The organism is Sulfuriflexus sp. (assembly GCF_032250955.1).
Taxonomy (GTDB): Bacteria; Pseudomonadota; Gammaproteobacteria; order AKS1; family AKS1; genus Sulfuriflexus.
Genome location: NZ_JAVVES010000070.1, coordinates 1 through 12,356 on the forward strand (window position 1 = coordinate 1; position 12,356 = coordinate 12,356).

The following is a 12,356-nucleotide window of genomic DNA, read 5'->3' on the forward strand; positions in this document are numbered from 1 at the left end:
CCAATTTCCAGAAAACTATCTCTATTGCTCCAAATTCGCTATATTTTTACCCACTAATTTTTCCGAAGAGCCAAATTGTAAAATCCAGCGCGGCCATACTGGCCATTCTGAAAATGGCGAATTTTCAGAACATGTTTGATATCGAGTTGTCTTAACTAATAAGCTCAATAAAAACACCCACTATCGAATACCTGGCGGAAGCAGGATGTGCCAGAACAGGCCCCGGCCTTGTTTATCGACGATCCGTCGGCCGGAAATAGCAGGCATGAATACTTAATGAGATGTTAATTTAAAGTGAACCCCGAAAACAGAGATGACGTGCGCTATGCAGGGATATCCCTGAGCGTGCTGTACTGTCCGGTGTCCCGCAAAAACTTTGTGGGACTGGCACAATCATACTTGCATGCAACCAGCCATGATATAAGTTTGGGGGGGATGTCATTTGATGTCACCGAGCCGGTTCAGGAGGGCTCAGCACTCATCGTTTCGGTACCGAACGATAATGGTTCCGATGATGAAATCCGCGCAGTAGTGCGTTGGTGCAGGCCATTGAGCGAAGGGCAATACCGGATAGGGGTTGTATTTGACGTGGCCTCCGGGGTCAGGAAGCCCTCCTCACGGAGAAACGTTAATTCCATTCTGCACGGCCCCGGCATACCGATGGAGGCAAGGTTGTTTTGCCCGGTATGTTTAACGGTTACCAAGTTCAGTTATATCGGTATGCAAACGTACCGTGGTCGGGAGGAAGAACTGCCGCTTTATAATTGCAAGGTATGCAATACGACGCGAAGTATTGTCGGCCTGCTTGACTTTAACCGGGACTTACCTGCAAGAAACGACGATTAGACTGCCTGTTGTTGATTAATTTCAACAGCGCATCCCTGTTTTTCACCGTATCGATCCCGGCCCGTGCGTAACAGGCGATGGAAAGATTCTCCATTACTGACGTGGCCGGGGGCGAGTATTGCCGGTTCCAGTATTCATTCCACTTTTTGATGCTCAGATTAGCCGGCCAGTTTTCAGCCCTGGCGATCAGGTGCAGGGCCTGTCGCAATTGCCGGTCGGTAGTCGCCGCGCGGATATACTCAATGGCCTCTCGCATATGCCTGCGCCGCCTGTGCCAGCGTAACCAGTAATGCCGACCTGTCCTGGTGAACAAAACAGCCGTGAGCAATAAGCCTGCCCCCAGTAGTAGCTGCCAGTAAAGGGCAATGCTCCATTTCTGTGGCGGCTGATATTCAGCAACCACGACCCGACCGGCAACCGGATCGAAATACTGCACGCGTAATTCGGGCAGCCTTAGCGGGCCTGTTCGCAACGGCTGAAAGGGTACGTTATGCACGACTTCACCATGGCTGCCGCGGCGACTGATTTCTTCTGATCGTTTTGAACGTGCGGTCAGAAAACGGCTCGTATCGGTAGAGCCAATCTGTCTGAGAACCGGTGGCAGGAAATGCGACAGGAGCGCCGGGCTGTGCAAGCGAAGAGTCCAGTCATAGGTCTCTCCGGTCGTCAGGGGATGACTGGCATCGATCGCCGACTCGATGAATACCTGCCCGACCGGCATGAGCGGCGGGATATAGCGAGGCAGCGATTTTACGTTTAATTGAATATCCGGCAGATAGAAACGTCGTTCTATCGTGCCTTGCAGGTGATAAAGCACAGGTGGTAGGGAAAGGGTCTGCGGGCCGGATTGTAACGGGAAGATGACCCAGCCGCTGCCGAGCCGGGTTGTGCCGGCGCGGGTTTCTTTTGTCGCCGGTATGGTTCTGATCTCGTAATCGGGGTCCTGCTCGTCGGCTATTTCCAGGCGGGCAAACTTGTCCGGCGTACTGACGTTAACAGTGACCAGCAATTGCTCTCTTTGCCAGGGCCGGGCATTGGAAAGATGGTAGTCAAGATTGATGGCGCCGGTCGGGCCCCCGGCCGGTAATACCTTCACGTCATGAGGGCTGGATATCGCATCTGAGAAGTTTAAGGCGGGTACTTGCAGTTCGCCTGTGCGGCGGGGAAACAGTTTCATCAGCAGGCGCTGTTCAGAGTTGGCTGGCGTATCTCCGGTCGTACCCGAGTATTCCTCGATCACCACACCGAAATTTTCTCTTAATGGCGACAGATCGATACTGGACAGGTTCTGCTGCATCCCGCCGGCAACAAGTTTTGCCTCGAAGGCATAGCCGAGTTGCTGTTCCACCTGCTTAATGAACAGGTCCATGCGCGGACTGGCTGCAACAGCCAGTGAAAGCTGCAGCAGGGCGAGCAGGGCAAGCAAGCGCCTTACCATGGGGCAACACCCCTGATTTTATTTGGCTTGTCCAGCGGTGCCGGGAAACCCTCTTCGACCTCAAGTATCCGGTTCCAGAAGTGTTCCTGGTCATCGTGGATGACATCCAGTTGCTGACTGGAAACCGCCGGGCCACTTATCTCAGCATGAGCAGTGGCAGCGAGACTGGCCGGGGGAGCTTCGCTGGCCAGCCAGGCATGCTCGATCCCCTTGAGTATGAGTGCTTCGGCCAGTGGGCCGCTTAAGTCAATTTCATATTGGCGGTCGAGTTCAAGCTCATCGTTGCTTTCATCAATGGAAACGGAGGTGTCATCGGTATCCATATTGGCCTCGGCGCGGGCCTCCTGTGCGCCCCGGTCGGGGCGTAACAGTTTCCGCAGCCGTGCCAGGCGCTGCTGCACGGTCGCGTGCAGTTTCTGACTGAATGCGATGTTGCGCTGCGCGGCAGGATATCCCGGTTGATACACCATGGCATCGCGGTAAGCGGCGATGGCAGCCGGGTAGTCACCGCTCTGAAAGTAACTGTTACCCAGGTTATAAAGCGCTGTAGCGCGTTGCCGGTCATCCCGTGCCGCAAGGAAGGCTTGTTTGAAGGCCGCGATAGCCCGCGCGTAATCCTTGAGGCGATAGGCACTGGCGCCCTCACCAAACCTGCCGGGGTAGCCTTCAAGGCCCTCGTATTGTTCAAGCGCGACCGGGTAGTCGTTCTCGATAAAGGCCCGGTATGCGACAGTGCTGTCACCGGCCTGTGCATCAGGTGCCGGCAGCAGAGCGAGACCGATAAGCAGGGTGGCGAGTTTAGTGGCGGACGTCGAGTCCGGACCGCGGCCCGACGGCTTGAAGCTCATGGTAGAGAGGAGCAGCAAGAGGATTCCCGGCAACAGGGCATAGGCATAAAGTTCATGCCAGATAACATTGTCATTGTTACTCACCGGCACAGCCTGGCTGATTGCCTGGATACCATTTTTATAGAGGATGTCCCAGTCACGGTTGTCTTGCGTCGCACGGCTATAGCGACCGTGGTTGAGGCGGGCCAACTCGCTTAGCGCGTCCTCTTGCAGGCGACTCACGCGCACGCGGTTGTCATCGCGTAACCAGTCACCCTTATAGCCGGGTATGGCATCACCCTCGACACTGCCAAGACCGAGCACAAAGACCGGCGTCTCCAGTTCGGGCGGGCCTGGCAGGTCTTCGCCATCGGTGAGAAGCAGGATAGCCTGGTTGCGTTGCTCGCCGCCTGCCTGTTTGCGCAGGAGTTGCTCGGCCAGCTGCAGGGCCGCCGTGGTCCGGCTGCCGTCGGTGGGCGGGCGCAGGTTATCGAGGTTAGCCAGGTAATGTCGCATGACGTTCTTGTCGTAGGTCAGCGGCATATACTGGTGGGGACGCCCGGCATAGACGACCATGCCAAGCCGGTCCTGTTGTAATTGCGGGAGCAGCGCCTGCAATGCCCGGCTACCGCGACCCAGGCGGTTAGGGCTGGCGTCCTGAACATGCATGGAACGCGATATATCAATGACCGCCATGATATCAATGCCATGCCCGGCGGTGTTGTCCGGAAGTTCTTCGATAATCCGCGGACCGGCGGCGGCAACAGCGAAGCAGAGCCATGCGGCAAAGTAAGCGGTGTGCCGGTTCAGCAGGCGCTGCTGCCAGCTGCTGCGGCGATAACCGACAACCCAGGGGTGCAGGCGGCTATCTGCATAGCGGTCAAGTTGTCTCCGCGCGCGCGCCCACCTGAGCAACCAGATAATGCCCGGCTGCAGCGCGATGAGCAGCCATAACGGCTCGTTCCAGTAAAGAGATGCCAGGCTCATTACCGCTTACCCCGTCGGTAGCGACCGCTAGCCAGGTTGAGAGCCTGCATTATCGTGAGCAGCAAAATCGCGGCCAGCAGTGGCCAGCGGAACAGGGGTTCCCGGTAAAACTGGGGCGCCGCCTGAACCGTGTTTTTTTCCAGTTGCTCTATATCCCGCACAGCCGCCTGTAACGAGGCATGGTCACCGGCCTGGTAGGTTTTGGCGCCGGTTTGTCCGGCCAGTTTTTGCATCAACGGCAGGTTGGCAGGGTGGTAAATCAAGCCGGTAATGCGTGCTTCCTCGGCGGTATAACTGCCTGCGCCAACGGCAATGGTGTACAGGGGCAAGCCTTCTTCCGCGGCCAGGGCCGCCGCGCGGGTAGCCGGAATCGTTCCGGTTGGCAGGGCCGCGTCGCTGACGAGTATGAGGACCTGGCGCCGGGCCTTCGTTTGCCGTGCCTGCTTGACGGCGAGGGCAATGGCATCGCCGATGGCGTTCGTCCGGCCGGCAATGCCGGTGCGTAGTTTTGGCAGCAGGTTGTGCAACAGCGATGCATCATTGGTGAGGGGACTGAGCACATGCGCCGTATCGGCAAAGGCAATAATCCCGACCCGATCCCCTTTCAATTCGGTAATAAAACTGTCCAGCATGGCGCGGATGACACGCATGCGCGCAATGCGTTTCCCCTCCACCTGGTAATCGCGCAGGGTCATGCTGACGGAGGTATCGACGATGAAAATGATATCGCGTTCCCGCGGCGGATCGGGGCGTTTTTCACCGCTGCGCTCGGGGCCACTAAGGGCGAGACATAAAGCGGCGATCACCAGCCAGAAAGCGAAATTGTACAGACCGCTCTGGTGACTGGAGCGTGTCGCCAGGCTTGCCAGCAATGTTGGCAGGGGATGATGGACATGGCGGTTTTCTGTAGAGGGGCTTTGTTCGATACCGTGATGTTCAACGTTGCCCGCATAGCGGCAGATGGCCCGGCGCAAGAGAAAGAGTGCCGGGAGTAACCATAGCCACCACGGCTGCTGCAGGCTGATGTGCGCAAACATATCTACCACTTGCGAATCCAGAAACGTGTTTCAATTGCCAGCCGGTTAAATGCCGGGGCGTTGAGGTTAACCGCCGAGTAACGGGCGCTATCAAGGTCATTAATGAACGCCTGCCAGCGAGACTGGTAAGGTTGCAGGTGCGTCGGCAGGGGCACGTTGTCGGCAAGCTGATGACTGCGCAGGCGTGTCCGTAAAATCGCCGCCAGATTGAAAACCGCCTTGCGTGTGTCGATGCGGCCATGGTCATATTGCTGTCGCAGCCGGGTCAGCTGTCGTTGGCAGCGTTGACGCGGTCTGCTCCACCAGCGGTAACCGATGGCGATCAGTGTGCCGGTGAGCAGGCCGGCAAGCGCGAGGCCGGTATAACCACCCAGGCCGCTGTCCGCAGGGGCAAGCGGCAGGACGATATCCAGGATACCTTCGAGGGCATTAGTTTCCTGCGGCATGTCGGCGGTTTTCTCTATGGAATGGGTATATAACGTTCAATTGTGGTTTCATTACTGTGTATATCGACGCAGCCGATGCCGCTGGCGGCAAAGATTTTATCCTGTTCATCGCGTTGTTGTTTCGCCATTTCCCGGTAGACCTGCCGGTTTTGCGGGTTGCTGGTATCAATGCGGTACAAACCATTGCCGGCAGCAATGAAATCGAGCTCGCCGGCGCTGGGCAGGTCAACTTCCGCCTCATCGATAATCCGGATGGCTTGCACCCGGTGCTCGTTGGCAAGTTGCAACAGTGCCGGCTGGCTTTCACGATCAATATCGATGAAGTCGCCGATTAGATAGACAATAGACCCCTGCACGAGCAGATTGTGCAACAGGCGGATGAGGTGCGGGGTGTTTTGTCCTGTGACGGCAGGCGCCAGCGGCGGGCAGGGTGCGCAGGCGGCATTGATAAAGGCGAAGGCACCGGCGTGCGCAGGCGACTCGGGGATCCACTGCAGGTGCTCTTCTTCCAGCAATACCCCGCCAACCGGGGTGTTATGTTTTTGCGCACCGAAGGCCAGCAGGCTGGCAACCCGTGCGGCCTGCGTCACCTTCAAGCGTTGCCGGGTGCCGAAACGCATGGCACTGCGCCGGTCCATGAGAATAAAGATGGAGGGCTGGCGTTCTTCCCGAAACACCTTCATGTAGAACTCGCCACTGCGTGCCGACAGCCGCCAGTTCATGAAACGAAAATCATCACCACTCTGATAGGGACGGCTTTCCTCGTAGTCCATGCCAAAGCCACGATACACCGAACGCGCATCACCATATTGGCGGTGCGCGACCTCGTAGTGATGTGCCGCTCTTTTATCGAGCGTCTCGGCGCGATAACTCAGATCGAGGATTTCCTCACGCGACAGGAGGGGCGCGTTCATATCCAGCTGTTGGCCAACAGGGAAGGCGCGGCGACAGCGCTTGCCGATATGACGAATAAAATCGATGGCAGCGGACATCTCAGGGCACGGGTACGTTTTCGAGCAGGGTCTGGATGATGGTGTCGCGGTCAACCTCCGCCGCGCGTGCGGCATAGCCGGGGATGATACGGTGGCGGAGGACATCGGGCGCGATATCGATAATGTCGTCCGGGGTGACGTGGTCGCGGCCACGCAAATAGGCCATCGCACTGGAGGCCCGCAGCAGGGCAATTGAGGCCCGTGGCGAGGCACCGGCCATTAAATAGTCTTTCCACATGGGCTGCCACTTTTCCAGGTCACGGGTGGCCCCCACCAGGGTCACTATATAGCGTTCGAGCATAGTCTCGACATGGATCTCGGCGACTTCCCGGCGTGCCTTGAGCACGGTATCCGGTTGCAGTGGCGACTTGAGCGCGGGCTTGTCTTCACCATAATGCCGGGCGCGGTCACGTTGCAGGATCAGCAATTCGTCATCGGCGGTGGGGTAATCCAGATTCACCTGTAACAGAAAACGGTCCAGTTGCGCCTCGGGTAGCGGGTAGGTGCCGCTCTGTTCGAGCGGGTTCTGGGTCGCCATGACGATAAACAGGTCCGGCAGCGGACGGGTGACACCACCAACCGTGACCTGGTGTTCCTGCATGGCCTCGAGCAGGGCCGATTGCACCTTGGGCGGCGCACGGTTGATCTCGTCGGCCAGCACAATCTCGTGGAACACCGGCCCTTCAACGAAACGAAACGTGCTTTCGTTCGGGTCAAAAATATCGGTGCCGGTCAGGTCGCCGGGCATCAGGTCGGGGGTAAACTGAATGCGCTGGAAGCTGGCATGGACGCCACTGGCGAGGGTATTCACGGCCGTGGTCTTGGCCAGGCCGGGCGGACCCTCGAGGAGGATGTGCCCCCCGGTCAACAGGCCAACTATCAGGCGATCCAGCAGGGCCGTCTGGCCAACGATGACTTGTTCAAGGTGCTGGCGCAGGCTGAGAAATTCGGTTTGGGTTGTCATAGGTATTTCACTGCTGTCCCGTTAATTCCCTCTCCCTTCGGGAGAGGGTTAGGGTGAGGGGATTTAGATTCGATAACACCTTGTTTTATTTACCCCCTCATCCTGGCCTTCTGATGGAACAACTAGCCATTCGCCTAAGCTGTCCAACTACGACAGCAAAGGCGCTGGTTATCCCTGTGGGAGAAGGGATAACGCCGATTAGAGGGTGATGAAATTTCATGTGTTCATGCGCATCAATCAACCTGGTTACCTTATTTTCTCGAAGCTTACTGCTTGTCAGGCTTATGTTAACGGGATAGCAGTGTAGGTATTTATACTTTTATCAAGGGGTGTAACTGATTCGGTCATCACCGTAAGGGCATGGCCAATTCGGGTTCATTAAAGCCATGCTATTTCATCGACAAATATTTCGCGCCTATTCTATAGTAAACTCGATACCTGGTGGGATGCCGAACCTGCCGTTTAAAAATCTTAACGATATCAATGAATAATATTAGGTGCGGAGAGGCGAGGGGATTTTGATCCGATAACACCATGTTTTATTTACTCCCTCATCCGGGCCTTTTGATAGAACAACCAGCCATTCGCTTAAGTTGTCCAACTACTACCGCAAAGGCGTTGGTTATACCGGAGGGAGAAGGGATAACGCCATACGGTCTCTTTCATTCCTCGCGGGCCCAAACGGGTGTGGATTGTTAAAACCGGCCCTCGGCGCTGAAAGTCAGCATTTTACCCGGCGCACTGGTAGAATGAGCGCCGATTTTGCTTTTCGGATCTGGAGATTATGACCGTTCGTACCCGTTTTGCCCCAAGCCCCACCGGCTATCTACACGTGGGCGGTGCCCGCACCGCGTTATTTTCCTGGCTGTATGCCCGCAAGCATGGCGGCCAGTTTGTGCTGCGCATCGAGGATACCGACCTGCAGCGTTCGACCGCCGAGTCGGTGAATGCCATTCTCGAGGGCATGACCTGGCTGGGGCTGGAATACGACGAGGGGCCGTTTTACCAGACCGACCGTTTTGACCGCTACAAGGAGGTCATCCAGCAGTTGCAGGATAACGGGTATGCTTACCGTTGTTATTGCAGCAGGGAACGTCTCGATACACTGCGCGAGGAACAGATGGCCAGCAAGGTCAAGCCGCGTTACGACGGTCATTGCCTGGCACATGCGCCGGCCGATCCGGATGCGCCGCACGTCATTCGTTTCAAGAATCCGCAAGAGGGCAGTGTTTTCATCAAGGACCTGATCCGCGGCGATGTCGAGGTCAGCAACAGTGAACTCGATGATCTGATCATCGCCCGCACCGATGGCAGTCCGACCTATAACCTGACCGTGGTCGTCGATGACATGGACATGCGGATCACGCATGTCATTCGCGGTGATGATCACCTCAACAATGCCCCACGGCAGATCAATATCCTCAAGGCACTCGGTGCCGAGACCCCGATCTATGCGCATGTGCCGATGATCCTCGGTGACGACGGTGCACGCATGTCAAAGCGGCATGGTGCGGTGAGTGTCATGCAGTATCGGGAAAACGGCATTTTGCCGGAGGCCTTGTTGAATTACCTGGTGCGTCTGGGCTGGTCACATGGCGATGAGGAAATCTTTTCCGTCGATCGGATGATCGAGTTGTTCGATATTGAAGACGTTAACAAGTCGGCCTCGGCCTTTGATAACAACAAGCTCGAATGGCTGAACCAGCATTATATAAAGCATGATGACCCGGCGCGTATCGCGCACCTGTTAAGCCCGCTCATGGGGAAGCTGGATATCGATCCGACCGAAGGCCCCGCCCTGGTTGAAGTCGTAAAGGCGCAGCAGGAACGCGCCACCACGCTGGTGGAAATGGCGGAGACCAGCGCCTTCTTCTACAGGGACTTTGACGACTATGATGAAAAGTCGGCGAAGAAGAACCTCAAGGTGGCGGCACGCGGGCCTTTACTCAAACTGCGCGAGCGTTTCACTGCCATGGATGACTGGCAGGCCGAGGCCCTGCACCAGGTCGTGCAAGACGTTGCCGCGGAACTGGAGCTGAATATGGGTAAGGTGGCCATGCCGTTACGGGTCGCCGTGGTCGGACGCGCCGCCTCGCCGAGTATCGATATCACCTTAGAGTTAGTTGGCAAAGGCGCCACCTTGCGCCGCATCGACAAGGCCCTGGCCTATATTGAAGCGCGGGTCGCGGCGGAATAAAAAGACGATAATGAATACAGAAGAAAAAAAGCCGAGCAACTTTATTCGACACATCATTGATGCCGACCTGGCCGCGAACAAGAACGACGGCCGGGTAGCAACGCGTTTTCCGCCGGAGCCGAATGGTTACCTGCACATTGGTCATGCCAAGTCGATCTGCCTGAACTTTGGCATTGCCGAGGATTACCAGGGCACGTGCAACCTGCGCTTCGATGATACCAACCCGCACAAAGAGAATGTTGAGTTTGTCGAGTCGATCCAGGAAGACGTGCACTGGCTGGGTTATGACTGGGGTGAACGTCGTTACTTCGCCTCGGACTATTTTGAACAACTGCACGATTATGCGGTTGAACTGATCACGGCTGGCAAGGCCTATATCTGTGACCTCGATGCCGAACAGGTGCGCGAGTACCGCGGCACACTCACCGAGCCGGGAAAAGCCAGTCCCGGCCGCAGCCGCAGTGTCGAGGAGAATCTTGATCTGTTTGCGCGTATGCGGGCCGGCGAGTTTGAAGATGGCGCCTACGTCCTGCGCGCGAAGATAGATATGGCCTCGCCGAACATGAATCTGCGCGACCCGACCCTGTACCGCATTCGTCACGGCGTCGTGCATCATCAAACCGGCGAAGAGTGGTGCATCTACCCGATGTATGACTTCACGCATCCGATCTCCGATGCACTCGAGGGCATTACGCACTCCCTGTGCACGCTGGAGTTTGAAGACCATCGGCCATTATACGACTGGATTCTGGACAACATCTCGATTGATTGTCACCCGCAACAGATCGAGTTCTCGCGCCTGAACCTGCAATACACGGTTATGAGCAAGCGTAAGCTGACCATGCTCGTCGATGAGGGCCTGGTCGAGGGCTGGAGTGACCCGCGCATGCCGACCATTGCCGGCCTGCGCCGTCGCGGCTTCACGCCGCTTTCTATTCGCACTTTCTGTGATCGAATCGGCGTGACCAAGTCAGACAACACGGTCGAGATGGGAATGCTGGAAAGCAGCATCCGTGATGATCTGAACAATACGGCCGCCCGGCGCATGGCGGTCCTGCACCCACTGAAGGTGGTCATAGAGAATTATCCGGAAGGTACGGTCGAGGAAATCGAGGCCGCCAACCACCCGCAGGATGAAACCTTCGGCACACGCCTGATCCCCTTCAGCCGCGAGGTCTATATCGACCGTGACGACTTCATGGAAGTCGCCCCGAACAAGAAATTCAAACGCCTGGTCGCCGGTGGCGAGGTGCGTTTACGTAATGCCTACGTGATTCGCTGTGACGAGGTCATCAAGGATGCCGCGGGCGAACCGATCGAACTGCGCTGCAGTTACGATGCCGCGACCCTGGGGGCCAACCCGGAGGGCCGCAAGGTCAAGGGTGTGATCCACTGGGTCTCCGCCGGGCATGCCATTGAGGCCGAAATCCGGCTTTATGATCGCCTCTTCAGCGAGCCCAACCCGGATGCCAGTAAGGAAGGGGATTTTCGTGACCATCTCAACCCGGAGTCACTGCTCACCCTGACAGACTGCAGGCTGGAGCGGGCGCTTGGCGAGGCCGAGGTCGGTGAACGCTTCCAGTTCGAGCGGGAGGGCTATTTTTGTAAAGACGGGGCGAAGACCGGCGATGGCCAGCCGGTTTTCAATCGCACCGTGACCCTGCGCGATACCTGGGCGAAAATCGAACAGGAAACGAAGAAATAACAGCCCGGGAACTACCCGGAGACTCAGCAGAAATGCAGTTCAAACTCCTGTTTTATTTAATTTAACGGATAAAACAGGGCGGAGATTGACAAGCCTCCGATACTACATTAAAGTGCGCGCTCTGTTTTCGGGGCTATAGCTCAGCTGGGAGAGCGCTTGCATGGCATGCAAGAGGTCGGCGGTTCGATCCCGCCTAGCTCCACCATGACAGATTTCGCTGTAAAGCGAGACGACAGTTCTACCTGTCCCCTTCGTCTAGAGGCCTAGGACACCGGGTTTTCATCCCGGCAACAGGGGTTCGAAACCCCTAGGGGACGCCATACATAGCCTGTAAGGACTTTCCTTACAGGCTATTTTTTTGTCTCATGACGACCTATTACACTAAAAAATCATATATAATAGTATGTTACGCTTATCTTAGTAAATAATATTATCTGTGTTATTTTGTGATTAGGGACTTTACGTATTACGTATATAGATAATATTTAACATTTTGCAACTAAATTTTAGTTGCAAAATGTTACCGAAAAGGTACTATTATAATGTCTAGGAGTCTGTCGGATTTAACGGTTTGCACAACGGTCGTCCGCACGGATTCGAGATCTGAACCGATTTTCGGATCGGCCAAAACAGGATATGCACCAAGATACGTATGTTTTTCCAGGGCGTACCTTTCCTGACTCACTCTATCAGCCTGACAGAGCATACATTCGCTTCATATTCCACGCCATACACACCAGATTCCACTCACCTTGCGCCGCGTCTAGCCCGCGCAGGTGAAATCGCCTAAAGCCCATCACCTCCTTGACGATGCCGAACACGGTTTCCACCGTGGATTTGCGTTTGGCATACAACGCACGGCCCTCGGGGGTTCGTAACCGGTGCTGCATGGCAGTGACCGCATCGGCATTTTCCGG

10 protein-coding genes and 2 tRNA genes are annotated in these 12,356 nt (G+C 56.2%); 5 read left to right on the forward strand and 7 right to left on the reverse strand.

From position 1 onward, the window contains the following. Positions 1-378 precede the first annotated feature (378 nt). Positions 379-846 (forward strand): PilZ domain-containing protein, encoded by a 468-nt coding sequence (locus RQ738_RS13775; protein WP_409929549.1) that lies wholly within the window; start codon positions 379-381, stop codon positions 844-846. Here RQ738_RS13775 and RQ738_RS11465 read toward each other — a convergent pair. Genes RQ738_RS11465 through RQ738_RS11490 form a run of 6 tightly spaced genes read right to left on the reverse strand, consistent with a single transcriptional unit; the run spans position 812 to position 7,537 of the window. Then, complete coding sequence (locus RQ738_RS11465) at positions 812-2,284, reverse strand: hypothetical protein (RefSeq protein WP_314165353.1); 1,473 nt, start codon at positions 2,282-2,284, stop codon at positions 812-814. The two genes, RQ738_RS13775 and RQ738_RS11465, sit on opposite strands and share 35 nt — an antisense overlap. Then, positions 2,278-4,098, reverse strand: a complete 1,821-nt coding sequence (locus RQ738_RS11470; protein ID WP_314165354.1) for a VWA domain-containing protein — start codon at positions 4,096-4,098, stop codon at positions 2,278-2,280. The genes RQ738_RS11465 and RQ738_RS11470 overlap by 7 nt, the downstream gene beginning before the upstream one ends. Continuing rightward, entirely contained in the window at positions 4,098-5,135 is a 1,038-nt protein-coding gene (locus tag RQ738_RS11475; RefSeq protein ID WP_314165355.1) for a vWA domain-containing protein, read from the reverse strand. The genes RQ738_RS11470 and RQ738_RS11475 overlap by 1 nt, the downstream gene beginning before the upstream one ends. Positions 5,136-5,137: 2 nt before the next feature. Beyond that, positions 5,138-5,581 carry a hypothetical protein gene (locus RQ738_RS11480; RefSeq protein WP_314165357.1) on the reverse strand — a complete coding sequence of 148 codons (444 nt, stop codon included), beginning with the start codon at positions 5,579-5,581 and terminating at the stop codon, positions 5,138-5,140. Positions 5,582-5,595: 14 nt separating this feature from the next. Next, on the reverse strand, positions 5,596-6,573 hold the full coding sequence (locus RQ738_RS11485) for a DUF58 domain-containing protein (protein WP_314165358.1): 978 nt from the start codon (positions 6,571-6,573) through the stop codon (positions 5,596-5,598). 1 nt (position 6,574) lies between these two features. Continuing rightward, positions 6,575-7,537 carry a MoxR family ATPase gene (locus RQ738_RS11490; RefSeq protein WP_314165359.1) on the reverse strand — a complete coding sequence of 321 codons (963 nt, stop codon included), beginning with the start codon at positions 7,535-7,537 and terminating at the stop codon, positions 6,575-6,577. Positions 7,538-8,321: 784 nt separating this feature from the next. On the opposite strand from RQ738_RS11490, the gene gltX reads away from it, so the two are divergent. The 4 genes from gltX to RQ738_RS11510 all read left to right on the forward strand — a co-directional run bounded on the left by gltX (position 8,322) and on the right by RQ738_RS11510 (position 11,759). After that, positions 8,322-9,734, forward strand: coding sequence for a glutamate--tRNA ligase (gene gltX / locus RQ738_RS11495; RefSeq protein ID WP_314165360.1), 1,413 nt, complete (start codon positions 8,322-8,324; stop codon positions 9,732-9,734). 10 nt (positions 9,735-9,744) lie between these two features. Continuing rightward, positions 9,745-11,439 (forward strand): glutamine--tRNA ligase/YqeY domain fusion protein, encoded by a 1,695-nt coding sequence (locus RQ738_RS11500; RefSeq protein ID WP_314165361.1) that lies wholly within the window; start codon positions 9,745-9,747, stop codon positions 11,437-11,439. A 129-nt stretch (positions 11,440-11,568) separates the two neighbouring features. Next, positions 11,569-11,644: transfer RNA gene (locus tag RQ738_RS11505), tRNA-Ala, on the forward strand. A gap of 39 nt (positions 11,645-11,683) precedes the next feature. Then, positions 11,684-11,759, forward strand: a tRNA-Glu gene (locus RQ738_RS11510). A 369-nt stretch (positions 11,760-12,128) separates the two neighbouring features. On the opposite strand, the gene RQ738_RS11515 is transcribed toward RQ738_RS11510, so the two are convergent. After that, positions 12,129-12,356 (reverse strand): transposase (locus RQ738_RS11515; protein WP_314165362.1); only part of this gene is annotated, 228 nt, incomplete at its 5' end.

What these genes read in the sequence shown, in the direction of transcription:
- RQ738_RS11465 (WP_314165353.1), bottom strand. Translation starts at nt 2,284, where the DNA reads ATGGTAAGGCGCTTGCTTGCCCTGCTCGCCCTGCTGCAGCTTTCACTG.
- RQ738_RS11470 (WP_314165354.1), bottom strand. Translation starts at nt 4,098, where the DNA reads ATGAGCCTGGCATCTCTTTACTGGAACGAGCCGTTATGGCTGCTCATC.
- RQ738_RS11475 (WP_314165355.1), bottom strand. Translation starts at nt 5,135, where the DNA reads ATGTTTGCGCACATCAGCCTGCAGCAGCCGTGGTGGCTATGGTTACTC.
- RQ738_RS11480 (WP_314165357.1), bottom strand. Translation starts at nt 5,581, where the DNA reads ATGCCGCAGGAAACTAATGCCCTCGAAGGTATCCTGGATATCGTCCTG.
- RQ738_RS11485 (WP_314165358.1), bottom strand. Translation starts at nt 6,573, where the DNA reads ATGTCCGCTGCCATCGATTTTATTCGTCATATCGGCAAGCGCTGTCGC.
- RQ738_RS11490 (WP_314165359.1), bottom strand. Translation starts at nt 7,537, where the DNA reads ATGACAACCCAAACCGAATTTCTCAGCCTGCGCCAGCACCTTGAACAA.
- gltX (WP_314165360.1), top strand. Translation starts at nt 8,322, where the DNA reads ATGACCGTTCGTACCCGTTTTGCCCCAAGCCCCACCGGCTATCTACAC.
- RQ738_RS11500 (WP_314165361.1), top strand. Translation starts at nt 9,745, where the DNA reads ATGAATACAGAAGAAAAAAAGCCGAGCAACTTTATTCGACACATCATT.